A 26,334-nucleotide genomic window follows, 5' to 3' on the forward strand; every position below is an offset into this window, starting at 1 on the left:
GGACGGATCAGGACGGGACGGGCAGCTCCTGCCGGTAGAAGATGTCGATGTCGACCTCTTCTCCGCCGACGGTCAGCGTGTCCCAGACTCCGCTGGCCAGCAGGGTCCGCACGGTCTCGCTCTTCAGCGTCCGCAGGTGATCCCGGAGAACCTGGTCGTCGGGCAGGCCGGTGAGGCGGGACGACAGCCGGGCGCGGATCTCGCGCATCCGCTCCATGAGCGTCTCGATGTCCGCTTCGCGGTCCGGACCGCCCGTCGTCGGTGCGCCGCCGCTCTCGGCGATGACGTCGGCGATGACGTCCTTGATCGCGCAGTTGACGCCCTGATCGTCGGTCGTCACCATCGCGTTCCACGCACGGCTCTTGTGCCGGTACTGGAGCATCGACATCGCCGCTTCGTGCCGGACGAAGTCGGCGTCCCGGAAGGGTCTGCCGTTCCAGCCGCTGGCGAGCGACCGGGCCAGGGAGATGGCGGACGCCAGCCCGCTGTTGAGCCCACGCCCGGGCCAGAAGTGGATCGAGTTGGCGGCGTCCCCGAGCAGGAAGCCGTAGGTGCCCGGAGTGGTCGACGTGGGGGCGTACAACCGGGCGGTGAAGCGTGGTCGCTGCACCATGTCCAGGCGGAACGCGGTGACGGCGCTCAAATTTTCCGGGGCGACGCCGAAGAACGCCAACCCCTCCATCACCCGTTTCCACAGCGGCGAGGCTCGGAGCAGGGCGGGCAGGAACAGTGTGCCGTGGGTGGAGCACTGGAAGTCGCCGTCGTCCTCCCTCGCCATCAGACACGGTCGGGAGGCGATGCAGTCCTTAAATTCACGACGCACCGGGTCGAGCCCGACGACCTCGGCGGCCTCGGCGTCGGTGAGGCGCATGTTCAGGAAGCCCTCGCCGCCCAGGGAGTTGAGCAGGAAGCGGTTCTGGGCCACGGTCAGCAGGACACTCATCGCATCCGGCAGGTCGGACTTCACCCGCAGGCCCAGGACGACGTCCTGTAGGTGTCGGCCGTCCAGGGAGTAGATCGAACTGTCGGCGATGCCGAACTTCGTGGTGAAGTGCTCGCGGGTACGGGATCGTGCGCCGTCGCAGATGGCGAGCACATGCTCCTTGGCGACGGCCTCATGCTGCTCGGCCGCATCGAACCGGGTGGGCACCAGCCGGATCCGTTCGGACTTCTCGTTCGCCAACTCCAGGAGCTTGTCCTCGATGTAGGCGATCCGGATGTTCCGCGGGCCGTAGCCGCGAATCGAGTCGGGACCCGACGGCCACATCTCGGAGTACGCCCCGGGGACGAAGAGCCGATCCTGCACGTCCTCGGGGAGGTTCAGGTACTGGCGACTCTGGACGGTCACGACCTGCTGCCGCCGTACGTTGCCCTGCGCCTCGTTCTTCCACACGACCCGCGAGCCGTCCTGGATCCAGCGGCCGTCGTACACGGTGACGGCGACCCGGTGTCCCAGGAGACGTTCGAGGAGCAGCGCCAGGCTCAGCCCGACCGGCCCACCACCCGAGACGGTGACCCGCAGGACGGGACCCGGGTCGACGACCACGGCCGGCTCGGTGCGGGGCTGGAAGAGGGTCAGGTCGGAGATCATCGTGGTCACGTCGGCCGTCACCTCGAAACAGAACGTCTCGTCGGTGATGGTGATCAGGTCGCCGTGCTGGAGGAGGTGCGAGGTCACCCGTCGGCCGTTGACCAGCGTGCCGTTGCGGCTGCCCCGGTCGTACAGCACGTACCCGCGCTCCTCGCGCACCACCTCCGCGTGGAAACGGGAGACGCCCCCGCTGGCGATCACCACATCGTTGTCGCTCAGGCGGCCGAAGGTGAACCGGGTGTCGCCGACCGGAATCCGTCGCCCGGCAAGGGGACCCTTGCGTCCCACGATCTCAGGTACCACTCGGTCCGGGCCTTTCTGCGGGCGTTCACGAGGTCACGGCTTACGGCAGAGGTCGCCTCACGGAACGTGAGAGCCATGATCCTCCGGAAGCATGTGCACTTTAACCACCCCACCCGCAACGGGTAAGTCGGCCTACGGGCTCATTCGGATCGGGTTGCCGACACGGTGAATCGCTTGCAGGACAAGGCGATCCGCCCGTACAGCCGTCCAGGCTCTCCGGCTCCGCGCCCGCCCGGTGGTGCACCTCCTCGGCGATCTTGCCGATGGACCGTCGGGACTCCTCCGGGTCGAGGGCGAGGGAGTCGAGGCTCGCCCACACCCGCTCGTAGGCGGCCAGCTCCGTCGGCCGGTCCAGGTAGAGCGCCCCGGTCACCGACTCCTGGTAGACCACCGGCGGCTCCGGCACGGCCCGGGTACCGGCGGGAGGGAAGTCCAGCAGCACGAACGACCCGGCCTCGGCCCCGACCGGCAGCCCGGCGGCGAGCGGCAGCACCCGCACCGAGACGTGCGGCAGCGCGGTCACCTGCCGTAGGTGCCGGAGCTGCGCGGCCATGGTCGCCGGGCCGCCGGCCACCCGTAGCAGCACCGCCTCGGAGAGCACCACGTCCAGCCGGGGCGGCGGCGGCAACCGACGCCGCAGCAGAGCCTGCCGGTCGAGCCGGGCGCGCTCCAGCCGTTCCCGGTCGCCGTCGGTCAACTCCGGATCGACGTCGTGCAGCGCCCGCGCGTACCCCGGGGTTTGCAGCAGCGCCGGCACCAGCGCGTCGGCGTACTCGCGGAGCCGCCGGGCGGTCGCCTCCATTCCCGCGTACAGGCCCAGCCAGGCCGGCACCTCGGCGTACGCGTGCCACCAGCCCCTGGCCCGCGTCTCGCCGGCCAGGGCGACCAGCGCGGCGGTCAGGTCGGCGGCCACGCCGTACAGCTCGCACATCCCCCGCACGTCGACCCCGCGCACGGTGCCACCGCCCGTCTCGATCCGCCACGCCTTCTGCCGGCTGCACTCCAACGCCTCCGCCGCCGCGTCCAGCGTCACCCCGGCGGCGAGCCGCAGTTCCCGCAGCATCCGCCCGAGCTGCCGGCGCGGCACCGTCGACACCGTCACCTCTGCCATCGGCCTCCCCTTCCCCTCGCCGTCCGGTCCACCGCGCCGGTGGTCACCGTGCGTCGTGCCGCTGGTAGCGGCCCGCCCGCTGGTTGACCCCGTCCGGCGGCGTCCGTCGCACCCCGAGCCGCGCCGCCCGCCCCGCGCCGTCGCCCGGCCCGGCCGCTTCATCGGGTACGCCGTGAGCGCCCGCCCGCCGCCGGCACCGCCCCGGGGTGCCCCGGTCCGGACACATCTGCCCGACCACGTCGAGCACGACCTCCCCCGGCCGCAAAAACCACTTCCACCACCCGGACACGCCGCCCCACCTGATTACCTAGGGTACAAAACTTTACTCAGATTCCTAGCAATGACGGGGTTCTTCGTCAACCCTCTGTGCACGGGTGGTGCTATCGAGTCATGCCCTACGCCGTCCCGCTGTGGAGATCAATCCGCGATGATCTCCGAGCCAGGATCAAGGTGGGCATCCTGAAGCCGGGCGACAAGCTGCCAACCACCCGGATGCTGATGGACCAATACTCGGCCAGCTCAGCGACGGTACGGCGAGCCGTGGACCTGATGATCGAGACCGGCGAACTGATCGGCCGCCAAGGCATGGGCGTCTTCGTCGCCGACCTCCCCGACCACGAGAAATAGGACCGAACTCGGGGTGCCCGCCGGTAGCCGCCAGAACCTTGGACGAATCAGGGCCGTCGAAGAATCCGGGTGATACATGGAGACGATTCGGCTCGCGGCGAGCCAGGAGGTGCAGGAGATGCTGGGCGTCTCCCGTACGCGCGCCTACCAGATCACCAACTCGAAGACCTTCCCCGACCCGGTGGCCGTCCTGTCGGTCGGCCGGATCTGGCGCACCGAGGACGTCGAACGGTGGATCAAGGACCACCGGCCGGACCTCCAGGACCGGGAGCCGTAGACCGCATCCGTCTACGCAGACGCTCGCACCCCTAGGCAAGCCGGCAAGATTCACTCCAGTTCGCGGCCAACACATTAGGGTGGGTATCGCTGAGGTCCGCCGACCGGCCCGGAGAAGGCATGCCGCCGCTGATGACGTTGTGCGCGATCACACTCGATTGCGATGACCCCCTGGCGCTGGCGGCGTTCTACCAGCAAGCCACCGGTCTCGAACCGCACCCGAGATCCGACGCCGACTTCGCCGGTCTCAACGGCGCGGACGGCCTCTTCATCGGCTTCCAGCGGGTCGAGGACTACCGCGCTCCCCGCTGGCCCGACCAGACCGTTCCCCAGCAGTTCCATCTCGACTTCGCGGTCGAGAACCTGGACGAGGCCGAGGCCCGGCTACTGGAACTGGGCGCGGGCAGACCGGATAACCAGCCGAACGAGGACCGGTGGCGGGTCCTCACAGATCCGGCCGGGCATCCCTTCTGCCTGGTCAAACGCTGATTGCTCGGAGGCCGGTGGGCACGGCGAAACGCTGACCGCGTTCGACCCACTCGCCGCGCTGTTGCAGCAGCGTCGCTCACCCCCGTCGATCATGAAGTTGTGGCGCCCGATTAGCTGCCTTTGTAGAGGTTTGGCCGCCGCCCGAACTCCATGATCGACGGAGCGATGCGATTCAGTTCAGGCGTTCGCTGAGGCAGTCAGGTCGGCTCCCTGGGAGCCACAGTTCACAGGTCGCGGCGCTGAGGTCCTCGGCGCGTTCGAGCCCTGATCGCGGTGGCGCCCGGGGTCGCGCCCTGGCTGCACCGACCACGACGTGCTGGCGAGCGCGCTGTCCACGAAGGTCGTCGGGTTTGATCGACGCGTCACCGTCCTGAACCGACCAACCAATCATGATCGCGAATTTCCATATCAGGATCATGATGTGAAGACGCATGGCAATAACATCCATGAGTTAACACACTGGAAACAATCCTCACCCCCCTCATACGGCAATGGCAGCTTGACGGTGAGAAAGCCGATGACCAGGGCGACTTGTCCATTACGAAACTCCCAGTACCAAAAAGCCCTCCAGGGACGTTAAGGTATCGATGTGGGTCGGTACGTCGACATGCGACATCCGTGATCTTGTGTGGTTCGACACTGCCGACGAGCGACGGATAACGGTCATGGGAGCCGGACGGAATACCGGGCTGGCTCTCGGTGGCACCACTCGACTGGCGAGGTATACGTGCAGACAGAGACGTCTCTCCCCTCGGTGATCAGCATGCCCTCAGGCGCGCTGTCGCAACCAGAAGGAATCGTGATCGACTGGTCGGCGCCGCGCGCCTGCGCGACCGAGAGCAGACGACTGACCAGCACGAAGAGCGAACTGCCGGCGGGAAAGGTCTTCTGGTTCGGGCGTTCGACACGCAGCATCGCGGTCGATCCACACGCCACCCACGCCATCGGCGCCGTCCGCGCACTGCCACTCTGCTGGTCGCTGTCGAATCTGACGAGCAACACGACCTTCGTGGTGGAAAACCTCGAGGGCGGGACCGAGTTAATCAAGGTGGCACCCCGGCGACTCGACGCGGTGGTGCCGTTCGAGATGTCGAGAGTTCTCGTTCCCTCGATCGGCGGCCTGCTCGAACTCCGGGTGTTCGCCTCACCCCCGACATTTCTCGATCAACCGATGCCGGATCTCGCCGCGCATATTTCCCTGCCGGTGCTGGACGAGCAGACGAAGTACTTCCTGGTGCTCGTCGCACTCTGCGAACCACGCCTGCGCGGATCATCCACCGCGGCCGTGCCATCGGTGCAACAGGTCATCGAGCGGCTGCGGCCGGTACCCGGGTTCGCCAATGTCAACCGCAGCAGTATCAACTACCACATCGACTATCTGCGGCAGTACAAGTTGCCCATCGACGAAGAGTCGATGTCGTCGTACGGCGGTCGAATGCACTCCAAGCGCGAGGCGCTGGTCTCCTTCGCGCTCCGCTACGACCTGGTCCGGGAGGAGCACCTCAACCTCCTGCCCGGCCGGCCGGAGTGGGTGGGCCAGCCGGGCGGACGGTGGGCGCACGTGGGATGACGGGGCCGTCACCCGTCGCGCGTTGGCCGGGAGGCTGCCACCGGTACGCCGTCGAGCAGGGCGGCGATGCCCGCCAGGTCGGGTTGCCGCAGCAACGCGGAGGCCCGCAGCCGGGTGCCGGTGGCGTTCTCCAGGGCGGCCAGCAGGCGGGCGGCCATCAGCGAGTTGCCGCCGATCTCGGCGAAGTGGTCGTCCAGTGTGGTTTCCGGCCGGTCCAGCAGGTCCCGGCAGACCGCCAGGACGAGTCGCTGCTGTTCGGTGAGCCCCTCGGTGTCCTGCGGCGACCCGGCCGGGGTCGACACCAGGTCGGCCAGGGCCGCCCGGTCGGTCTTGCCGTTGGCGGTCACCGGCATCGGGTCGACCACCCGCAGGACGGCCGGCACCGCCTGTTCGGGCAGCCACCCCCGGACCCCGGAGAGCACCTCGTCGGCGTCGATCCGGCAACCCGGCCGGGGCTGCACGAAGGCCGTCAGACGCAGGCCCGCCGGGGACGACGTGGCGACCACGGCGGCCCGCGCGACACCGGGATCGCGTTCGAGCGCCACCTCCACCTCGGCCGGTTCGACCCGGACGCCGCTGACCTTCACCTGGTCGTCGACCCGGCCGAGGAACTCCAGCACCCCGTCGGAGCCCATCCGGACCCGGTCACCGGTCGGGTAGACCCGGTCGAGGTCGGCCAGTTCCGGCGGCGGTGCCACGAAGGGCGCCCCACCCCGGTCACCGAAGCAGGCCAGCGACAGCCCGCTCCCGCCGATACGGAGTTCACCGGGCTCGCCCCGGGCGACCGTTCTGCCCGCCGCGTTGGTGACACAGACCACCGCGCCCGCCACCGGAGCGCCGATCGGCGGTGGGTCCGCCTGGTCGGCTCGGCCGGACAGTCGGCACACCACGCTCGTCACGGTCGCCTCGGCCGGGCCGTACATGTTGTGGACCGTCGCGGTCACGTCCGGGCCGGGCCAGCGGCGCAACCGCTCCCCGCCGATCCCCAGGTGCCGCAGGCGCAGATCCGCCGGCCAGGGCCGGGCCAGCACCAGGTCGGCGATCGGGGTGGGGAGGTTGCTCACCGTCACCTCGGCCCGGGCCCACCAGCTCGTCAACAGGTACGGATCCCAGCACGCCTCACCCGGCGTGACGGCCAGGGTCGCGCCCGAGCACAGGGTGGCGAACAACTCCATGACGTGCGGGTCGAACGCCGGGTTGATCAGCAGGCTGTGCTTCTCCCCCGGCCCCAGGCCCGCATGGTGGTGGTACCACCGCACCAGCGCGGCCAGGGCGTCCTGCCCGACGGCGATCGCCCGGGGGGTGCCCGAGGTGCCCGAGGTCAGCACGACGTATCCGGTGTCGGCGGGCACGGGCGCGGCCTCCGACGGGACCGGCGTAAAGGCGGCCACCGTGGCCCGGGCGTCCGGGCCGGGGGCGGCGGGCAGCGGAATCCTGTCCGGGTCGGTCCCGCCCGCGTCGGCCGCCGCCACGACACACGCCACCCGGACGGTGCGGCGCACGAGGTCGAGGCGTTGCGCACCGAAGTTGGGCCCGAGGGGCAGGTACACCGCGCCGAGGCGGACCACGGCGAGCGCGGTCGCCACCAGCTCGACCGACCGTTCCAGCCGTACGCCGACCACGTCGCCCGGCCGCACCCGGTCCCGCAGCGCGTCCGCCGTCCGGTCGGCCAGGGCATCCAGTTCCGCGTACGTCAGCCGTCGGAGGCCGTCCTCGACGGCCACGCCCGTACCGCGACTGGTCCAGTGGCGGAGCCAGTCGCCGACACCCGCGCCCTCGGCGGGTGCCGGCGGCAGCGGACCGCCGTACGCGATGCTCAGCCCAACGTCGTCACCGACCATCGTGTCGTCCCGCACGCCGTACCTCTCCCCTACCTCAGCCAAGACCCATCGCCCCCGCGATGATCACTTTCTGGATCTCGGTGGTGCCCTCGATGATGGTCATCGTCCGGACCTGCCGGTACAGGAACTCCAACGGATGTCCCCTGACCCAGCCGGTGGCCCCGTGGACCTGCAACGCCCGGTCCACCACCCGGACGGCCATGGTGGACGCGGTGAGCTTCGCCAGCGCCGCGTTCTCCGGCGGTTCCACGCCGGAGTCGACCAGCCGGGCGCAGGCGAGGGTGAGCACCTTGGACGCCTCGAGTTCCGCGCGGCTGGTCACCAGGTGCTCCTGCACGTGCTGGTAGTCGCCGATCGGCCGGCCGAAGGCCCGGCGGTGCCGGGCGTACTCCACGCCCAGGGACAGCGCGTACTCCGCGATCCCGTTGCACATCGCGGCGACCATCAGCCGGCCCCGCGACAGGCTGCCCATGCTGGCCCCGAGCGCGTCCGGGGCGTCGCCGTCGCCGAGCAACGCCTCGTCGGGCACCTCGGCGGCGTCCAGCACCAGTTCGTGCAGCACCTCGCCGGACATGCCCTCGTACCGTTGCCCCAACCGCATCCCCGGATGCCCCTGTTCGAGCAGGAACACGGCCGGTCGTCGCTGCCCCGCCGGGGTCCGCACGGCGGCCACCACGAGCACCAGGTCGGCGTGCGCCGCGTTGCTGACGAACGTCTTCCGGCCGGAGATGACCCAGCCGCCGTCGACCCGGTCGGCCGTGGTGGTCAGGCGGAAGGCGTCCGACCCGGCGTCCGGCTCGGTCAGCGCCAGGCAGCGGGTCCGCTGACCCCGGACGAGCGGCTCGAGGTACCGCTTGATCTGCTCGTCGGTCCCGCCGAGCAGCAGCGGGCTCGGCCCCTCCGACCCGGCCAGGGCGTACGGCGCCAGCCGGCAGCCGGTGCGGCCGGCGGCGTGTTGCAGGGCCACCACCGCGCTGAACGGCATGTCGCTGCCGCCGAGGGACTCCGGGTAGTCACCGGCGTAGAAGCCGAGCTGCGCGGAGCGCTGCCGGACGTAGGAACAGAGTTCGTGGGAGGGATGGCCACCCTCGCCGAGTTCGGCGGCGAGCGGTTCCAGCTCGCGGCGTACGAAGGCGCCGAAGGAGTCGAGCAGTTCCCGGTACTCGTCCTCGAACACCGCTGACGGCTCGGTCACGGCCGCACCACCACCCCGATCGTCGTATCCAGGTTCATGACGTCCTCACCGTCCGGCCAGGGCGGTCCGCAGGATCCGGCGTTCCCGCACCTCACCCATGCCGACGGGCGGAAGGTTCGGCATCGACGTCGCGCGCCCGCCGGAGGCCAGCCACCGCCAGGTGTCCGCCACGGTCTCGCTGACCGGCCGACAGGTGAGGCCGGCAGCGGCCGCCGCCGCGCCGGAAGTGGCCCAGGCGGCGGCGTTCTCCGGCAGGTCGGGCAGCCACAGCGGCATCTCCCACCACGGCAGGACCTCCCGGGCGAGCAGCACCTCGTCGGCGACCCAGTGCAGCTCCGCGCCGCTGCCGGTGGCGGTCACCGCGTGGCCCAGCCAGGCTCCCATCGTGGTGTTCGGGCCGTCCGGCACGGTGTTGAAGACCCCGCTGGCCCAGTTCTCCACCCGCCCCAAAACGAACCGGGCGAGGTCGCGGACGTCCAGCAGTTGCAGCGGACGGGACGGCTCCCCGGGAGCGAGGACGGTGCCGCCCCGGCTGATCCGGTCGAGCCACCAGAGGGCCTGGCCGATGTTGTCGTACGGCCCGACGATCGTGCCGGGCCGGACGACCAGCGCCCGATCCCTCGGGTAGACCAGGTGGACGGCCTGCTCGCAGCCGACCTTGCGGGGCCCGTACCGGCGGTGGTCGGCGGGATCGCCCTCCTCGTCCGGCTCCCCCGGGTGCACCGGCGACCGCTCGTCCACCGGCACCGACTTCCAGTCCGGGTAGACCGAGACGCTGGAGACGAAGGCGTAGAAGCCGGTGCCGGGGGCCAGGATCCGGGCGGTCCGCAGCACGTCGGCCGGCACCAGCCCGGACGGGTCGACGACCGCGTCGAAGGAGCGTCCGTGCAACGCGTCGAGTCCACCGTCGTGGCTCCGGTCGCCCCGGACCGCCTCCACGCCGGGGACGTCCGGGCCGGTCAGCCCCCGGTTGAGGGTGGTCACCGTGTGGCCCCGGGTAAGGGCCTCGCCGACGACCGCCCGACCGACGAAGGAGGTGCCACCCAGGACCAGGATCCGCATGCCCGCCATCAGCCGGCGTCGCCCGCCGCGCGTCCGTCGGCGGCCAGCGCCGCCCGGACCGCTGCCGCCAGGTCCGCCACCACGGGTGCCCCGTACACGCTGCGCAGCGGCAGGTCCAGCTCGTAGGTCTCGTTGATCCGCGCGGCCAGTTCGATCGCCAGCAGGGAGTCCCCACCCAGGTCGAAGAAGTCGGCGTCGGCACCGACCTCCGGCACCCCGAAGAGTTCGACGAAGAGCGCCCGCACGGTGGTCAGGACCGCGTCGTCCGACCCCGGCCCGGAACCGGCGGACGTTTCCGTGCCGGCGTCGGCGGGCGCGGCTGGCGCGATCTCAGCCGGCGCGGAAACGGCGGCGGCGGCCGGTGCGGGCACGACGGTGTCGACCGCCGGTACGGGCTCCGGGGGCGTCGACTCCCGGGCGGGTGGGGTGGCCGGTGGTGCGGCGGGTTCCGGCAGGTAGGAGCGCCGTTCGAACGGGTACGTCGGCAGCGGCACCCGGTGGCGGCGCTCCCCCTCGTACAGCCGCGGCCAGTGCGGGTCGAGGCCGGCGGCCCAGAGCCGTCCGAGGGTGGTCAGGACGGCCGCGTACGTCGAACCGTGTTCCTGGCCCGGCAGCGAGGCCAGGACGGTGTGCCGCCGCGCCGGGTCGGGACGCGCGGCGAGCCGGTCGGTGAGGGTCGTGCCCCGGCCCACCTCGAGCAGGGTCAGCGCCCGCCACTCGAGCAGCGTGCCGAGCGCGGCGTCGAAGGTGTCGGTGGCCCGGGCCTGCGCCACCCAGTACTCCGCCGGGTCGACGGTCTGCCGAGTGTCCAGCCAGCCGCCGGTCACGTCGGACACCCACGGCAGTCCGGGCCGGCGGGCCGGCACCCGGCTCGCCAGGTCCGCCAGGTCGGCCCAGGCGCTGTCGGCGGAGCCGCCGGCCAGGGCGCGGGCGCGCTGCGCCACCAGCGGAAGCGCCTCGTCGGGACGGAGCACCCCGGCCACGCAGGCAGCGGTGTACGCCCCGGTGCCGTGCCCGGCCACCGCGACGGGTTCCACGCCCCAGTGCCGCCAGAGCGCGGCCAGCGCGTACTGCACGACGAAGGTCACGCACGCCGCGACCACCGGGTCGGACGCGGCGGACGGGTCCCACACGGCCGCGCGCAGGTCCACGTCCAGGTCGGCGGCGGCGCACTCGTCGACCGCGCTGCGGAACACCGGTTCGTGCGCGTACAGCTCGGCCACCGGCAGGTGCGCCGCGTCACCGTCGGCGAAGAGGTGGACCACCTCGCCGGCGGCGGTACCGGTCCGACCGGCGGCGGACGCCGACGAGCCACCGGTGGCCAGGGTCGTGGCCTGCGTGCCGGAGGCGCACACCGCGAACCGACGGTACGGGTGTGCGCTGCGGCTCTGCTGGAGGGTCCAGGCGGCGTCGGCGAGGTCGGCCCCGTCGCGGTCGGTCACTGCCCGCGCGACCCGGGCGCCGGCGGTGTCGAGAGCCTCGGCGCTGCGGGCCGAGACGGTCAGCAGGTGCCACGGACGGCCACTCGGCGCCGGTACGAGGGCGGGCGCCTCCTCGACCACGACGTGGACGTTCGTCCCCCCGATGCCCATGCCGCTGACACCGGCCCGCCGGACACCGGCGCGGGGCTCCCACTCGCAGAGCGCGGTGTTGACGACGAACGGGCTCGCGTCGAAGTCGATCTTCCGGTTCGGCTCGCGGAAGTGCAGGCTCGGTGGGATCTGCCGGTGGCGCAGGGCGAGCACGGTCTTGACGAACCCGGCGACCCCGGCTGCGGTGTCGGCGTGGCCGATGTTCGTCTTGACCGAGCCGATCCGGCAGAACCCGCGCGCGTCGGTGCTGCTCCGGAACGCGTTGGTCAGCGCCTCCACCTCGATCGGGTCGCCCAGCGGGGTGCCCGTGCCGTGGGCCTCGACGTAGCTGATCGTGTCCGCGCTCACCCCGGCCACCGCCTGGGCGGCCCGGATCACCTCGGTCTGCCCGTCGACCCCCGGCGCGGTGAAGCCGACCTTCGCGGCGCCGTCGTTGTTGATCGCCGAGCCCCGGATGACGGCGTGCACGTGGTCGCCGTCGCGCAGCGCGTCCTCCAGCCGCCGGAGCACCACGACCCCGACCCCCTCGCCGCCGACGAAGCCGCTGCCGGCCTCGTCGAACGCCCGCACGTACCCGTCCCGGGACACCGGGCTGCCCTTGCTCCACGGCATCAGGGCGCTCGGCACCACCGCCGACACCCCACCGGCCAGCGCGGCCTCGCAGTCCCCGGCGAGCAACGCCTGGGCCGCCAGGTGGATCGCGACCAGTGAGGTGGAGCAGCCGGTCTGGACGGTCACCGCCGGACCGGTCAGGCCGAGCTTGTAGGAGACCCGGGCGGTCAGCAGGTCCATCGAGTTGGCCAGCCGCACCGCCCAGTCGTCGACCGTCAGGTGCTCCCGCACGTGCCGCTCGTACGGCGACTGGGAGCTGCCGGCGTACACACCGACCGGCCAGGGGCACCGGGCGGGGTCGTAGCCGGCGTCCTCCACCGCCTCCCACGCGCACTCGAGCAGCAGCCGGTGCTGGGGGTCCAGCAGCGTCGCCTCGCGGGGGGTGAAGCCGAAGAAGGCCGCGTCGAAGCGGTCCGCGCCGTCCAGGACACCCCGGCCCGGGGTGTACGTGTGCCCGCCCGACTGGCGGGCCGGGTAGCGGGTGATGGACTCCTCACCACCGCTGAGGTTGCGCCAGAACTCGTCGAGGTTCGCCGCGCCCGGGAACCGCCCGGCCATGCCGACGACTGCGATCAGGTTGCTGTCAGGGTTCACGGCTGCGTTCCTATCCGGTCCAGCGGTGCGGGTTCCTGGGATGGGTCGTCGCCGCCGCGACGGGCCCGGGCACGGGAGAGCCGGTCCCGCCCGGCCAGCCGGGCCTGGCCGAGGTCGGGCCGCCCGGTCGCGTCCCCGTCCGCCCCGGCCAGGTGGGCGGCGATGGCCTCGATGGTGGGAAAGCGGAACAGCGTCACCACCGGCAGGTCCAGCCGCAGCTCCCGGACGAGCCGCGCGTGCACCCGGAGCAGCAGCAGGGAGTGCCCGCCGAGGTCGAAGAAGTTGTCGGTACGGCCGACCCGGTCGACGCCGAGCACCTCCCGCCAGATCCGGGCGATCTGTTCCTCCTGGTCGGAGACGAGGGGGACGTCCTGCCGGACGGGGGTGGCCAGGACCGGCGGGAGGTCGTCCCGACGGATCTTGCCGACCGGGGTGCGCGGCAGCTCCGGCACCAGCACGAAGGCCGAGGGGACCAGGTGTTCGGGCAGCCGGTCGCCGAGGTACGCCCGCAGGTCCCGGTGCTCCGGCCCGTCGTCGCCGACGGGTTCGACGTAGGCGACGAGCTGCGCCTCGCCAGTGCCCTGGGCGGTGGTCAGCAGCACGTACGCGTCCCGGACCCGGGGGTGGTCCACCAGCACCGCGCGGACCTCGCCCGGTTCGATCCGGTAGCCCCGGAACTTGATCTGCTCGTCGACCCGGCCGACGAAGTGCAGCCGACCGGCGGCGTCGCGGTACCCACGGTCGCCGGTGCGGTACACCCGCTGCCCGCCGAGCGCGTCGACCTGCCGGAACGCCCGCTCGGTGGCCGGCTCGTCGTGCAGGTAGCCCCGGGCCAGACCCGGGCCGGCAACGGCGATCTCGCCGACCGCGCCGGTGGGCAGCGGCCGTCCGGACCGGTCCACCACGTATGTGCGGGTACCGGGCAGGTCGGTGCCGAGCGGCACGGTAGCCGGGCTGGCCAGGTCCTCCTCGGTCACCTCGTGCACGGTCGAGGTGACCGTCGCCTCGGTGACGCCGTACGCGTTCAGCACGGTGGCCGTACCCGCCTCGGCCAGTTCCCGCAGCGACTCACCGGTGACCCGTTCCCCGCCGACGACCAGCAGGCGGGGCCGCCAGCGGCCGTCGCGCAGCGCCGCGGCCAACTCGGGGCCGACGGTGAGCAGGTAGCTCGTCGGCAGGTTGGCCACCGTCACGCTCCGGGCGGCCGACACGGCGACCAGTTCCGGTCCGCCCAGCAGGTCGCTCTGCGGGACCACCAGCCGGGCGCCGACCGCCAGGGTCGGCAGGATCTCCTCCAGCGCCACGTCGAAGTGCGGCTGGGTGAACATCAGTACCCGGTCGTCCGGCGTCAGGGCGTACCGGTCGACGATCGCCCCGACCAGGTAGGACAGCGCGGCCGTGCCCACCGCCACCGGCTTCGGCACCCCGGTGGAGCCGGAGGTGTGGATGACGTAGGCGAGCCCGTCGAGGGTCGCCGCCGGCCGGGCGGACGGCCACCGGCCGCCGTCGAGCACCGCGAGGGGGCCGGGACAGCGGGCAGCCGGCCGGCGGTGGCCGCGTCGGTGACCACCAGCGCCGGTCGGAGCCGGTCGAGCAGCAGGTGGAGCCGTTCGGCCGGATCGGCGGGGGACATCGGGCAGTACACGGCACCCACCCGCGCGCAGGCCAGCAGGGTGACCACCACGTCCAGGCCCCGGGGCAGCAGCACGGCCACCGGCTGTCCGGGCGCCACGCCGGCGGCGGTCAGCGCGGTCGCCACACGCTGCACCCGGGCGTCGAGGTCGCGGTAGGTGAGGGTAAGAGCGCCGCTGACCACGGCGACCGCCTCGGGGTCACGGCCCGGGGGCAGCAGGACACCGGAGACGACCGGGTGCCGGGCCTCCCCCGCCCCGTCGTCGGGGGCCAGCGAGGCGGCAGGGGCCGGGGCGGCGGCCAGCGAGGCGACCGGGGTCGGCGCGGCGGCGAGCGACGCGACCGGAGCCGTCTCCGGCGCGTCGAGGTACGCCTCGACGAGCGCGGCGAGCCGGTCGGCGAGCATCCGGACCGTCTCCTCGGTGAACAGGTCGGCGTCGTAGTCCCAGTGCAGGTCCAGCGCCGCCGGGCCGACCCGGGGGCCGACGACCCGCCGGGCGTCCGGGATGAGCACCAGGTCGAGGTCGAAGCGGGTGGTGCCGAAGTTGTGCCCCTCGGAGAGCACCACGTCCAGGCCGGGCACGCGCACGTCGGGGACGCCGTCGTCGACGCCGCTGAAGGCGATGTTGAACAGCGGGTTCTCCACCCCGCTGGTGTGCCGGCCGATCGCCCGGGTGAGCTGCTGGATCGGCACGTCCTGGTGCGGGATCGCCCGGATCAGGGTCTCGGTGACGTCGGAGAGCATGTCGTCCACCGACGCCTCCCCGGAGAGGCGCAGCCGCAGCGGGATGGTGTTGACGAACATGCCGACCGAGGTGTTGATCTCGTCGTAGCGGTTGCCGACGGCCGTACCGACGATGAGGTCGTCCTGACCGCAGTGCCGGCGGACGAGTTCGGCGAAGAGACCGAGCATCGTGGTGTAGACGGTGTGTCCACTGGCGACGCTGCGGGCCCGGATCCGGTCGGCCACCTCCGGCGCGAACCGCTGCCGGTGCTGCGCGCCGTGGTTACGGCGCACCACCCCGGGCCGGGCGAGTCCCGGCAGGGTCGCCTCGAAGGTGGCGTCCTCGAGCTCCCGGTGCCAGAAAGCCAGGCTCTCCGCGCGGTCGCCCGGCGGCACGGCGGCCACCCGGCGCAGGTGCTCGGTGTACGACACGGTGTCGGGCAGCTCGACCGGCTCCCCCGCGACGAGGGCCCGGTAGGCACGGAACAGGTCGCCGACCAGGATCAGGAAGGACCGGCCGTCGTGGATCAGGTGGTGCTCGACGTGGATCAGCCGGTGTTCCCGCTCACCGGTCCGCACCAGGCACCACCGGACCAGCGGGGCCTCGTACGTGTCGAAGCTCGTCGTCGCCTCGGCCCGGACGACCGCGTCGAACGCTGCGTCGACGTCGGCCTCCCCGGAGATGTCCAGGCTGCGGAAACGGGGCTCGCACCGGGCGCGGACGCGCTGCGCGGGCCGGCCGTCGGCGGTGTCGGCCAGTTCCAGCCGCAGTCCGTCGTGGTGGTCGAGCACCCGGCCCAGCGCCTCGCGCACCGCGTTCGCGTCGAGGTCACCTCGGACGACGACGAACGCCGTGAAGTTGTAGGCACGGCTACCCGGGGAGAGGCTCTCGTGGACCCAGACGATCTCCTGGGAGGGTGAGAGGTCGAACAGACCTTCCTGGCCCATGTCACACCTTCGTCTTCCTCGGTTCGGCAATGGCACGGGGTGCTCAGCGGACACGACGACGACCACGTCGGGCGAGAGACCGCGCACCGACCGTAGCCAGAGTCGTCCGGCAGCGTCCCTGACAGGTGACAGGCTCCTGCCCCCATCGGGCTCGGTTACGTTTCCGACTCACCAGGGCCGAGGGAGGGTGGACCGAGGTGACGACGGTCTGGGACGAGCTGGCGGGCCCGCTGCGCAGCCTCGAGGAGGAGGCCAACGGATGGCTGGTCGCCGCGCCCCGTGACGTGGTCTTCGTGCCACCGGACGGGTCGCTGAGCCCGGCGTTCGTGGCCGCCGCGCGGGCGGTGCCGGACGTCTCCTTCGTGCTGTGGGACGCGGCGAACGTGCGCCGACACGTGGGACTGATCCAGCGGGTGCTGGCGGAGAACGGCATCGGGCTCGCCGTGGGGCTCAAGGCCTGCGCGAACCGGACCGTGCTGTCGATCCTGGCCGGGATGGGCCTGCTCGCCGACGCGCAGTCGCCGGGCGAGGTGGACCTGGCCCGCTCGGTGGGGTTCGGTACGGTCACCGCGACCGGCCCGTCGTTCCGCCCGCCGGACCTGGACCGGCTGCTGCGCGACGGGGTGCTGCTGGACGTCCAGTCGCCCCTACAGTTCGCCCAGTTGGAGGAGCGCGGCACGACCGAGCCGGTCGGTTTCCGGGCCCGGGTGCGGCTGCCGGAGCGGCTGCGGCACCCCAGCACGTACGACGTGGTGAGCCGGTTCGGCATCGAGCTGAACCAGACCGGTCTGGAGCGGGTCGCCCGCTCACCCTTGACGGTCGAGCGGATCCGGGTGCACACCGGTGAGGCGCTCTCCGCCGACGTGACGCGCAGCCTGGAGTACCGGGCCCGGCTGGGGGTGCTGCTGGCCGCCGCCTTCCCCGAGGTCCGCGAGATCAACCTGGGCGGTGGTTTCCTGGCGCTGTCCCGGAATCCGTCCGCGCTGCCGGAGACCTTCAAGCGGGTCGGCGAGGTCTTCGACGAGGCGGCCGACACCCTCGGCAGGCGGCTGCGGTGCTGGTTGGAGCCGGGGTCGGCACTGCTGATCGACAGCGCGTACCTGGTCACCGAGGTGCTGGACGTCGATCCGTCCCGGCACGCGGTCACCGTCGCCGCGTCCCCGTGGAACGTGGCCCCGTGGACCTTCGCCACGGTGCACGTGCTCGACGGCGGTGAGCCCTGGGAGTTCGTCGGCGACGTCTACGGACCGGCGCTGTACGAGAACGACCGGCTGCGGCGTACCGAGCGGCACCGCCCGACCGGCCGGCTGCCCCGGGTGGGCGACCGGATCGCGGTCAGTTCCTTCGGGTCGTACACGATGGTCCACGGTCGGACCTTCGGGCAGATTCCGCTGCCCCCGCAGTACATCTTCGACGCCAACGGTTGGCAGGGAGCGCCATGAGCCACGTGAACTGGGTCGTCTCGGCCCGCGAGGAGAACGGGTCCGACACCGGCCTGGTCGGCCGGATCGACCTCGGTCTCGACGTCGACGAACTCGCCAAGGCCACCGACGACCTGCTGAGCCGCCACCCGTTGATCTTCGACCAGACCCAGCAGCTCGCCATCCAGGTGCGGCCGGGCTCGACGGACCCCTGGTACGAGTCCTGCTACCAGGAGAAGGACATCGCGCCGGAGCGCGAGTACGCGGAACTCAACCCCGAGCTGAAGGGCACCTACTTCGAGGAGGTCGTCGCCCGGTTCCCGGTCCCGCTGTTCCGGACCCGACTGTTGGCCCTGACCAGCCGGACCTGCTACTCCGTGCACCGCGACGAGACCTCCCGGCTGCACGTGGCGATCCAGACCACCGAGCACGCGCCGTTCGTCTTCGTCGAGCGCAACGAGGTCTTCCGGGTGCCCGCCGACGGCAACGCGTACCTGCTGAACACCACCGAGGTGCACACCGCGATGAACGGTGCCCGTACCCTCCGGCTGCACCTGGTGGCCGGCGCGGAGCTGGACCCGTCCCGGTGACCGACACGCACGCGTACGGGCCGCCGGCATGAGCGGCGGGCACGCGGTCGAGATCAGCGACCTCACCCGGGTGTACCAGCGCGGCCGGGGCGAACCCCGCACCGCCCTGGACCGGCTCAGCCTGACCATCGACCGGGGCGAGATCCACGGGCTGCTCGGCCCGAACGGGGCCGGCAAAACCACGCTGTGCAAGATCCTGTCGACGGTGCTGCTGCCCACCTCAGGGACGGCCCGGGTGGACGGACACGACGTGGTCACCGAGACCGCCGCCGTCCGGCAGCGCATCGGCATCGCCTTCGGCGGCGAACGCGGGCTGTACGGGCGGCTCACCGCCCGGCAGAACCTGATGTACTGGTCGGCGCTGTACCGCCAGCCGACCGCCGTCGCCAAGGTGCGGGTGGCCGCCCTGCTGGAACGGGTCGGCCTGGCCGACCGGGCCGGCGAGCGGGTGGAGACGTTCTCCCGGGGCATGAAGCAACGGCTGCACCTGGCCCGGGGCCTGGTCGGTGACCCCCGGGTGGTGATCCTGGACGAGCCGACGGTCGGCATGGACCCGGTGGCCGCGCGGGAGTTCCGGGTCCTGGTGCGCGAGGTACGGGCCGAGGGTCGCACCATCCTGCTGACCACGCACGACATGGCCGAGGCGGAGGCGGTGTGCGACCGGGTGTCGCTCGTCGACGGGGGACGGCTGGTCAAGACGGAGGATCCGCGCACCATCGGCGCCTGGCTGTCCACGTACGAGCGGGTGACCGCCGAGAACGTGCCGGCGTGGACGGTGGACGTGCTGCGGACCGTGTCCGGGGTGGTCGACGTCCAGACCTCGCCGAGCGGTTCGGTACGCGTGGAGACCGACGCGCCCGGAGCGGCCGGCGAGGTGCTGCGGATCCTGGTCGACGCCGGGGTCACCCAGCTCTCCACCGGCCGGCCGTCGCTCGAGGAGGTCTACCTGCACGTGGTCGGGGACCGCGGGCTGGGGATCCGTTGATCGCGTTGTTCTGGGCGGCGGTGCGGTTCCAGGTGAACCACGTGTGGCGGTCCGTCAACGACCTGATGGTGCTGGTGACGTTGCCGCTGTTCACCATCGCCTTCCTGGCGGTGATGGTCGAGTCCGGCCGCCGCGACCTGGCCCCGTACGCGATCGTCGGCTCGGGCGCGATGTCGCTCTGGTCGATGGCGGTGAACATCTCGGGCGGCACGATCGAGGGCGACCGGCGCAACGGCGTGCTGGAGGCCGCGGTCGCCACCCCCGCCCCGCTGGTGGTCGTCCTGCTCGGCCGGATCACCGCGGTCACCGTGATCAGCCAGGTCGGGCTGGTCGAGTCGGCCATGGTGGGCTGGGCGGTGTTCGGGGTGACCATCGAGATCCACCACCCGCTGGTCTTCCTGCTCACCGTGCTCTGCACCACCGCCGCCGTGGTGGGCACCGCGACCGCGTTGGCCGGGGTGTTCGTGCTGGGCCGGTGGGCGCTGACCCTGAAGAGTTCGCTGACGTACCCCTTCTACGTGCTCGGCGGTGCGCTCGTGCCGGTCACCTTCCTGCCCGAGTGGTTGCAGCCGCTGACCAAGGTGGTCTTCCTCTCCTGGTCCGCCGAGCTGCTGCGGGACTGTCTTGCCCCGGCGGCCGTGCGGAACGTGCCGGCCCGGCTGGCGGTCCTGCTCGTGCTGGGCGCGGCCGCGTTCGCGGTCGGGTTCTGGATGATCGAGTGGATCATGCGGCGGCTCCGGAGCACCGGAACGGTGGGGTACGCGTGACCGTCATCCTCCGTGACCATCTCCGGGTCCTGCGGTACGCGGTGCTCAGCGCCCTGGCCGACCTGCGGGCCATCTACACATGGCGGTCCTGGACCTTCATCTGGATGGTCCGCATCCTGTGCCAGGTGAGCCTCTTCGCGCTGCTGGGCCGGCTGCTCGACGCCCCGGACAAGGTGGGCTACCTGATCGTCGGCAACTCGGTCTTCATGGTGGCGAACACCGCCATCCAGGTGGTCAACTCGACCTCCTGGGAACGGCTGCTCGGCACGCTGCCGCTGCTGGTGGCCTCCCCGACCGGCCCGTTCACCGTGTTCGCCGGACGCAGCGCGCTGTGGCTGCTGGACGGCATCGGCGTCGGCACGCTCTCGCTGTTCCTGCTGTCCCCCGTCTTCGGGGTGCCGCTGCCGATGCCGACCGCCCTGCTCGCCGTGCCGCTGATCGTGCTCGTCGGGGTGTCGACGTACTGCTTCGGGCTGCTGCTGGGCGCGCTCGCGTTGCGTACGGTGTCGTTGCGCGCCCTGATCGCGAGCCTGGGCGGGCTGTGCCTGATGGTGCTGACCGGCGTGCAGGTGCCGACCACCTTCTGGCCCGCGCCGGTCTCCTGGCTGGCGGAGGTCCTGCCGCTCACCCACGGCCTGAAGGCGGTACGCGACCTGTTGGCGCACGGGCCGACCGCCGGGGTGGCCCGACTCGCGGTGACCGAGACGGTGATCGCCGCCGGGTGGCTGCTCGTCGCGGCCCTGGCCTTCTGGCAGTACGACCGCAGCGGACGCCACGAGGCGTCCGTCGACTTCAGCGAGGATTGACGGAGCACACGTGATCATCTGGCTCAACGGACCGTTCGGGGCGGGGAAGACCACGCTCAGCGAGAAGCTCGCCGCGCTGCTGCCGGGCAACCTGGTCGTGGACCCCGAGGAGGTCGGCTTCGCGCTGCGGCGGCTGGTGCCGCCCCCGCCCACCGGCGACTTCCAGGACCTGCCCATCTGGCGGAGCCTGACCCTGGTCACGCTGCGCGAGATCCGCCGGCTCTACGACGCCACGCTGATCGTGCCGATGACCCTGGTCGTGCCCGCCTATCTGACGGAGATCATCGGCGGGCTGGTCGACGGCGGCGAGGACGTCCGGCACGTGTGGCTGGACGTCGACGAGCAGGTCCTGCGGTCCCGGATCATCGCCCAGGTCATCGACCCGACCGATCCGGTGCACGACGCGGAGGTCCGGCGGTGGCGGCTGGACCAGGTCGACCGGTGCCGGGCGGCCCGGCCGCACCTGCCGGCCGGCACCCGGTTCCTCGACTCGGGCACCACCGATCCCGACACCCTGGCCGCCGAGATTGCGGGCTGGGTGACGGCCGGCAGACACCAATAACGCAAAGGAGCGGACGCGATGGTCGACGTTCTCGGCGGCAGCGGCGGGCCGGAGGCGGTCAGCGGGCCGGAGATGGTCAGCCGGCCGGAGGCGGTCAGCGGGCCAGGGGGCCCAGACTCCCTCGTCCCGATCGGCCAGGACTGGGGCATGTGGCCGGTCGTGCTGCTGCGCTCCGCCGGACACGCGGCGGAGCAACTGCGGGACTTCCTCGCCGCGGCGGAGGAACAGCGGCACACCGGGAGCGGGCTGCGCGAGGTGGTCGAACGGTTCGTCTCCGACCCGTGGCTGCTGGAGGCGTTGTGCTGGCAGAACCCGACCATCGTCAACTCCTGGCTCGGCCGGTACGCCACCGACGGAGTCAGCGGCACCAAGCGCCCCACCTACTACCGGGGCAAACTGCTCAGCCTCGGCGCCTACCTCCAGCGCTACGCGACGCGGAACGAGACCATCGGGTTCTTCGGCCCGATCGGCTGGGCGCACGTCGACCAGGACCGGGACCTGCTCGTCGAGGTCGCCGGGAAGGGTGAGCGGGTCCGGCACACCACGTACTTCGAACCGTGGGCGCTGACCGCGCTCGCCCGCTCGTGGGAGGCCGACCCCGAGGTGCGGTGGCGCCTGCCGGTGATCGTCAACCAGGCCGGGGTGCTCCGGGACGACACCTTCGTCCGGCCCCGTCGGGGGCCACACCGGCTCACCGCCGACCAGCGCCTGGTGCTGACCCACCTGGGCGGTTCGGGGTACGCCGACGAGCTGCTCGAGGCGCTGCGCGCCGCCGACGGGCCGGCGTGGGACCGGGCCCGGCTGACCGAGGTGCTCACCACGCTCCAGCGCGCCGAGTGCCTGTTCTGGGGCTTCGACATCACCGTGGTCGGCGGCTCCGAAAAGGTGCTCGACGCCCAACTGGACCGCCTGCCGGCGGAGCTGCGTGACCGCCTGCGCGACGACCTGCACCACCTGAGCCGGCTACGGCAGGACGTCTCGGCCGCCGCCGGTGACGCCACCGGGGTCTGGCGGACCACCAACGCGCTGGCCGAGTCGTTCGAGACGATCTCGGGAGTGGACCGCTCGGTCCAGAAGGCGAGCAACCCCGACTGCCGGGAGCTGCTGTACCACGACGTCACCGTCGACTGGGACGCGACCCTCGGCGGGCGGGCGGTCGCCGGGCTGGCCGGCCCGCTGGAACTGCTGATGGAGACCTGCCGGTACGCCAGTTGGCGGTTCGCCACCGGGATCGAGGATCGGGCACGGGTGGTGCTGCGCCGGGACCCGGCCCTGGAGGCGGTCTTCGACGAGCTGCTGCCGGAGCTGAACGACCGCCGTCCCGGCCGGATCCTCCGGGGCGTGACGGCCGAGGTGCGGCAGATCGTCGCCGACCTGCTGGCGGCGGAGCCGGGCGTGGTGGCGCCGGACGGGTCGCTGGTGCACCGCAGCGCCGCGCTGCGGGAACGCTGGCGGGCGGCGTTCGCGGCGCCCCGGGCGGGCTGGTCGGCGGCCGCGCTGCACAGTGCGGACGTCATGCTCGCCCGGCAGGGCGACGAGCAACTGTGGGTGCTGGGCGAGGCGCACACCACGGTGAACCCCCTGGACTACCGGTTCTGCCTGGAGAACCAGCCCGAGCCGGGCCGGTTGGAAGCCCTGATCGACGCGGCCACCCCGGCGGAACGCTTCATCCCGGCCATGCCGCCCACGCCGCGCCTCTCCCCCCGGACCGCCCCGCCACCGGCGGCGTACCTGCCGGACAAGCACCGGTACTGGACGTTGTGGCCGCGTACGGCAATGCCCGCAAGCGTGCCGAAGCTGTCCTGCGTCGACCTGCGGGTCGTCGAGCAGGACGGCACGGTGGTGGTGGTCGACGGCACGGGACAGGTGGTGGCCCGGCTGACCGAGTTCATCGGCGAGTTCCTGTCGTTGGCGTTCTACAACACGCTGTCGCTGTTCTCCGACGCCGACCGGATGCCCCGCGTCCGCATCGACGACCTGGTGGTGCAGCGGGCGTACCAGCGGATTCCCGTCCGGGAATTCGCGCCGCTGCTCTCCGCGCCGCCCAGCCGGGTCGAGCTGGCCGGCTTCTTCCGGGAACGGGGGCTGCCCCGCTACTCGTTCATCCGGGTGCCGGGCGAACCGAAACCGGTCTTCTGCGACGCGACGAGCTGGGTCACCACGCACAACGTCGTCCGGCTGCTCCGGAAGGTCGCCGACCAGCCGGAGGCGCTGGTCAAGGTGCAGGAGATGCTGCCCGACTTCGACGAGCTCTGGCTCACCGGCCCGGACGGCCGGACCAGGACCAGCGAGTTCCGATTCGTCGTGCAAGACCTGAAGGGTTCCGTCGTGCAAGACCTGAAGGGTTCCGTCGTGCAAGACCTGAAGGGTTCCGTCGTGCAAGACCTGAAGGGTTCCGTCCGGCAGGACCTGAAGGATGTGGAGGACCCCGGTGTCCGATGAGACCGTCTCGTTCCAGGAGGAGTCCTGGCTGCGTTCGCTGGCCGGCCAGCCGTACGGCGCGCCGACCCCGGTGCACTCCTGCTGGGAGATCACCGGACCGCTGGACCGCCGGGCGCTGGAGGCGGCGTTGCACGGGGCGGCCGAACGCCACGACGTGCTGCGCCGCTCCTACCCGACGCCGACCGGCGCCCGGGTCACCGACGACGTCCGGGTGTGGTGGGAGGTCGTGCCGGAGGGACCGGAGGAGGACGTCCGGGCGGCGATGCTGGCGGTGCTGCGGCAGCGTTTCGTCCGCGCCGAGCCGCCACTGTGGCGGGTGGCGCTGACCCGGCTCGGACCGGACCGCCACCTGCTGGGTATCTCCCTCGACCATCTCATCATGGACGGGCTCTCCATCTCGGTGCTGCTGCGCAGCGTCGGGGAGCTGTACGCCGCCGCGTGCGCCGCCCCGGACGGGCGCCTCGCGCCGCAGGCGCCCGCCCGCCCGTACGCCGACTTCGCCCGCCGGCAGCGCGAGGCGCTGGCCGGGCCCTGGGGGGAACGGCGGGCCACCTACTGGCGGCGGGTGCGCGAGGAGTCGGGGCCGTACCCGCCCGGTTGTCCGTCCGGGAACCCGGACGGCGGGAACGGCCCGGCCGTGGAACTGCGCCAGCACATCCCCGCCGAGGTCGCCGACCCGATGACGGCCCGCTGGGCGGGACACGGCGTCACCGAGTTCGCCCTGGCCGCCGAGGCGCTGCTCCAGGCGTTCAGCGAGGTGTCCGGGACGACGCACACCGGCCTGGTCACCAACTCCCACGGCCGCTGCCTGCCGGGCTACCTACGCACGCCCGGCCTGTTCTCGCACGGTATCCCGGTGTACCGGGCCCCGGCGGCGGGCGGGACGCTGGCGGCGCGGGTCGGCGCGCTCCAGGACCGGCTGCTGGAGACCATCGACCACGCGCTGCCGCTGCGCCCCGTTGACCAGATCTGGCAGGAGGGTCTGGTCGACAGCGGCCCGGTGGCCCAGTGCGTACTCGGTGTGTACACCGCGCGTCCCGAGCGCGATCTGCGGCTGGCCGGGCTGGGCCTGCGCTGGATCGACCTGTACGCCGCCGTCGGGGAACCCATCTATCCGACGCTCGGCACCACCTGCTTCGTCGACTGGGTGCGCAACTCGAGCGGGGTGCACCTGACCGCGCAGGTCAACCCGGCCGCCTTCGACGACACGGCGATGGACCGGGTCCTGCGCCGGACGGTCGAGCTGGTCCAGACCGGAGGCTGAGGCGCCGTCACCGGCGCGGGCGCAGCACGGTGTGCACGGCGGACGGGGGCTTCACCTCGTCCGGCACGATGGTGAACGCGGCCCGCGCCTGGTCCAGCGGCGCCGTCCACTCGGCCCGGTGGTGCACCTGCGCCAGCGGCTCCCCGGCGACGACCCGGTCGCCGACCCGCTTGTGCAGGGTGACCCCGACGGCGTGGTCGATCGGGGCGTTCTTGACCTGCCGGCCGGCGCCCAGCCGCAGGGCCAGCGTGCCGATCGCGCGGGCGTCGACCGCCCGCACCCAACCGGTGGTCTCGGCGGTGACCAGGTCGGCGCGGGGGGCGGTGGGCAGCAGCCGTGGGTCGTCCACCACGGCGACGTCCCCGCCCTGGGCGGCCACCCAGCGCCGGAACGCGGTGAACGCCCGGCCGTCACGCAGCACCGCGCGGACCTGCTCCCGGGCCCGGTCCTCGTCGGTCTCGGCACCGGAGAGCAGCACCGCCTCGGTGGCCAGGGTGACGCACACCTCGGTGAGTCCGGGCACCTCCGCTCCCCGGAGCACGTCGATCGCCTCGCGGATCTCCAGGGCGTTCCCCGCCGACCAGCCCAACGGCTGGTCCATGTCGCTGATCACGGCGTGGCAGCGCAACCCGAACGCCGCCCCGATGTCGATCATCAGGGTGGCCAGCTCGGTGGCGCTGGACAGGTCGCCGGTGAGCGCGCCGCCGCCGAACTTGACGTCGAGCACGACGCCGTTCGTCCCGGCCGCGATCTTCTTGCTCATGATGCTGGCGGCGATCAGCGGCAGACTCTCGACGGTCCCGGTGACGTCGCGCAGCGCGTACGTCGCGCCGTCGGCGGGAACGAGGGTCGCCGACTGTTCGACCACCACCATGCCGACCTCGGCAAGCACCGCACGGATCCGTTCCCGGTCGAGGGAGAGCCGCAGGCCCGGAATGGACTCCAGCTTGTCGAGCGTGCCGCCGGCGAAGTCCAGACCCCGGCCGCTCATCTTGGCCACCGGGATGCCCAGCGCCGCCAACGTCGGCGCGACGACCAGGGTGGTCTTGTCGCCCACCCCGCCGGTGCTGTGCTTGTCGACCACCCGGTCGAAGCCGTGCAGGTCGAACCGCTCGCCACTGTCGACGTACACCCGGGTGAGCGCGACGACCTCGTCGAAGTCCATGCCCCGGCAGGCGACGGCCATCAGCCACGCCGCCATCTGGTAGTCCGGTACGTCGCCCCGGACGTAGCCGTCGACCACCAGGGCGATCGCCTCCGCCGGAAGCCGTTCGCCGCGCCGCTTCGCGGCGATCACGTCCACCACGCCGAGCGTCATCGAGGTGCCTCC

General features: G+C 72.2%; 22 protein-coding genes. 12 read left to right on the forward strand and 10 right to left on the reverse strand.

Translation table 11 applies throughout. From position 1 onward, the window contains the following. Positions 1-7 precede the first annotated feature (7 nt). The 3 genes from GA0074692_RS10260 to GA0074692_RS10270 all read right to left on the reverse strand — a co-directional run bounded on the left by GA0074692_RS10260 (position 8) and on the right by GA0074692_RS10270 (position 3,294). Positions 8-1,879: an FHA domain-containing protein gene (locus GA0074692_RS10260; RefSeq protein ID WP_218106615.1), complete on the reverse strand. Its 1,872-nt coding sequence runs from the start codon at positions 1,877-1,879 to the stop codon at positions 8-10. A gap of 115 nt (positions 1,880-1,994) precedes the next feature. Continuing rightward, entirely contained in the window at positions 1,995-3,005 is a 1,011-nt protein-coding gene (locus GA0074692_RS10265) for a helix-turn-helix domain-containing protein (protein WP_091642388.1), read from the reverse strand. A gap of 43 nt (positions 3,006-3,048) precedes the next feature. Next, entirely contained in the window at positions 3,049-3,294 is a 246-nt protein-coding gene (locus GA0074692_RS10270; protein ID WP_141725222.1) for a hypothetical protein, read from the reverse strand. Positions 3,295-3,395: 101 nt separating this feature from the next. Here GA0074692_RS10270 and GA0074692_RS10275 point away from each other — a divergent pair, with 101 nt between their 5' ends. The 4 genes from GA0074692_RS10275 (at position 3,396) to GA0074692_RS10290 (ending at position 5,967) form a co-directional block, all read left to right on the forward strand. Next, positions 3,396-3,632, forward strand: a complete 237-nt coding sequence (locus tag GA0074692_RS10275; RefSeq protein ID WP_091642397.1) for a GntR family transcriptional regulator — start codon at positions 3,396-3,398, stop codon at positions 3,630-3,632. A 76-nt stretch (positions 3,633-3,708) separates the two neighbouring features. Then, positions 3,709-3,909 (forward strand): helix-turn-helix transcriptional regulator, encoded by a 201-nt coding sequence (locus GA0074692_RS10280; protein ID WP_091642399.1) that lies wholly within the window; start codon positions 3,709-3,711, stop codon positions 3,907-3,909. Between the two features lie 119 nt (positions 3,910-4,028). Beyond that, entirely contained in the window at positions 4,029-4,397 is a 369-nt protein-coding gene (locus GA0074692_RS10285) for a VOC family protein (protein WP_091642402.1), read from the forward strand. A gap of 754 nt (positions 4,398-5,151) precedes the next feature. Further along, positions 5,152-5,967 carry a hypothetical protein gene (locus GA0074692_RS10290; protein ID WP_141725223.1) on the forward strand — a complete coding sequence of 272 codons (816 nt, stop codon included), beginning with the start codon at positions 5,152-5,154 and terminating at the stop codon, positions 5,965-5,967. An 8-nt stretch (positions 5,968-5,975) separates the two neighbouring features. On the opposite strand, the gene GA0074692_RS10295 is transcribed toward GA0074692_RS10290, so the two are convergent. Genes GA0074692_RS10295 through GA0074692_RS35895 form a run of 6 tightly spaced genes read right to left on the reverse strand, consistent with a single transcriptional unit; the run spans position 5,976 to position 16,167 of the window. After that, positions 5,976-7,823 (reverse strand): amino acid adenylation domain-containing protein, encoded by a 1,848-nt coding sequence (locus GA0074692_RS10295; RefSeq protein ID WP_091642408.1) that lies wholly within the window; start codon positions 7,821-7,823, stop codon positions 5,976-5,978. 19 nt (positions 7,824-7,842) lie between these two features. Beyond that, positions 7,843-9,003: an acyl-CoA dehydrogenase family protein gene (locus tag GA0074692_RS10300; protein ID WP_091642411.1), complete on the reverse strand. Its 1,161-nt coding sequence runs from the start codon at positions 9,001-9,003 to the stop codon at positions 7,843-7,845. 45 nt (positions 9,004-9,048) lie between these two features. Next, on the reverse strand, positions 9,049-10,065 hold the full coding sequence (locus GA0074692_RS10305; RefSeq protein WP_141725224.1) for an NAD-dependent epimerase/dehydratase family protein: 1,017 nt from the start codon (positions 10,063-10,065) through the stop codon (positions 9,049-9,051). 8 nt (positions 10,066-10,073) lie between these two features. Beyond that, positions 10,074-12,863 carry a type I polyketide synthase gene (locus GA0074692_RS10310; protein WP_091642417.1) on the reverse strand — a complete coding sequence of 930 codons (2,790 nt, stop codon included), beginning with the start codon at positions 12,861-12,863 and terminating at the stop codon, positions 10,074-10,076. Next, positions 12,860-14,287 carry a non-ribosomal peptide synthetase gene (locus GA0074692_RS36460; RefSeq protein ID WP_281198815.1) on the reverse strand — a complete coding sequence of 476 codons (1,428 nt, stop codon included), beginning with the start codon at positions 14,285-14,287 and terminating at the stop codon, positions 12,860-12,862. The genes GA0074692_RS10310 and GA0074692_RS36460 overlap by 4 nt, the downstream gene beginning before the upstream one ends. Continuing rightward, positions 14,212-16,167 carry a condensation domain-containing protein gene (locus GA0074692_RS35895; RefSeq protein WP_091642426.1) on the reverse strand — a complete coding sequence of 652 codons (1,956 nt, stop codon included), beginning with the start codon at positions 16,165-16,167 and terminating at the stop codon, positions 14,212-14,214. Before GA0074692_RS35895 ends, GA0074692_RS36460 begins: the two co-directional genes overlap by 76 nt. Before the next feature lie 197 nt (positions 16,168-16,364). On the opposite strand from GA0074692_RS35895, the gene GA0074692_RS10325 reads away from it, so the two are divergent. From GA0074692_RS10325 to GA0074692_RS10360, 8 genes are read left to right on the forward strand one after another with little or no spacing between them, the layout of a single operon-like run. Further along, the gene (locus tag GA0074692_RS10325; RefSeq protein WP_176738378.1) at positions 16,365-17,609 is read left to right on the forward strand and encodes a hypothetical protein; all 1,245 of its coding nucleotides are present in this window, start codon (positions 16,365-16,367) and stop codon (positions 17,607-17,609) included. Continuing rightward, on the forward strand, positions 17,606-18,178 hold the full coding sequence (locus GA0074692_RS10330; protein ID WP_091642435.1) for a hypothetical protein: 573 nt from the start codon (positions 17,606-17,608) through the stop codon (positions 18,176-18,178). The genes GA0074692_RS10325 and GA0074692_RS10330 overlap by 4 nt, the downstream gene beginning before the upstream one ends. Before the next feature lie 28 nt (positions 18,179-18,206). Then, positions 18,207-19,163 carry an ABC transporter ATP-binding protein gene (locus tag GA0074692_RS10335; protein WP_091653199.1) on the forward strand — a complete coding sequence of 319 codons (957 nt, stop codon included), beginning with the start codon at positions 18,207-18,209 and terminating at the stop codon, positions 19,161-19,163. Then, positions 19,160-19,930: an ABC transporter permease gene (locus GA0074692_RS10340; protein WP_091642440.1), complete on the forward strand. Its 771-nt coding sequence runs from the start codon at positions 19,160-19,162 to the stop codon at positions 19,928-19,930. The genes GA0074692_RS10335 and GA0074692_RS10340 overlap by 4 nt, the downstream gene beginning before the upstream one ends. Then, on the forward strand, positions 19,927-20,736 hold the full coding sequence (locus tag GA0074692_RS10345; protein ID WP_091642443.1) for an ABC transporter permease: 810 nt from the start codon (positions 19,927-19,929) through the stop codon (positions 20,734-20,736). Before GA0074692_RS10340 ends, GA0074692_RS10345 begins: the two co-directional genes overlap by 4 nt. A 10-nt stretch (positions 20,737-20,746) precedes the next feature. Continuing rightward, positions 20,747-21,298: an AAA family ATPase gene (locus GA0074692_RS10350; protein ID WP_091642446.1), complete on the forward strand. Its 552-nt coding sequence runs from the start codon at positions 20,747-20,749 to the stop codon at positions 21,296-21,298. Between the two features lie 18 nt (positions 21,299-21,316). Then, positions 21,317-23,740, forward strand: coding sequence for a lantibiotic dehydratase (locus GA0074692_RS10355; RefSeq protein ID WP_091642449.1), 2,424 nt, complete (start codon positions 21,317-21,319; stop codon positions 23,738-23,740). Further along, positions 23,730-25,004, forward strand: coding sequence for a condensation domain-containing protein (locus GA0074692_RS10360; RefSeq protein ID WP_176738379.1), 1,275 nt, complete (start codon positions 23,730-23,732; stop codon positions 25,002-25,004). The genes GA0074692_RS10355 and GA0074692_RS10360 overlap by 11 nt, the downstream gene beginning before the upstream one ends. 7 nt (positions 25,005-25,011) lie before the next feature. On the opposite strand, the gene GA0074692_RS10365 is transcribed toward GA0074692_RS10360, so the two are convergent. After that, positions 25,012-26,322, reverse strand: a complete 1,311-nt coding sequence (locus tag GA0074692_RS10365; protein ID WP_091642454.1) for a thymidine phosphorylase — start codon at positions 26,320-26,322, stop codon at positions 25,012-25,014. Positions 26,323-26,334 lie beyond the last annotated feature (12 nt).

Origin of the sequence: Micromonospora pallida, from assembly GCF_900090325.1 — a bacterium.
Classification (GTDB): Bacteria; Actinomycetota; Actinomycetes; order Mycobacteriales; family Micromonosporaceae; genus Micromonospora; species Micromonospora pallida.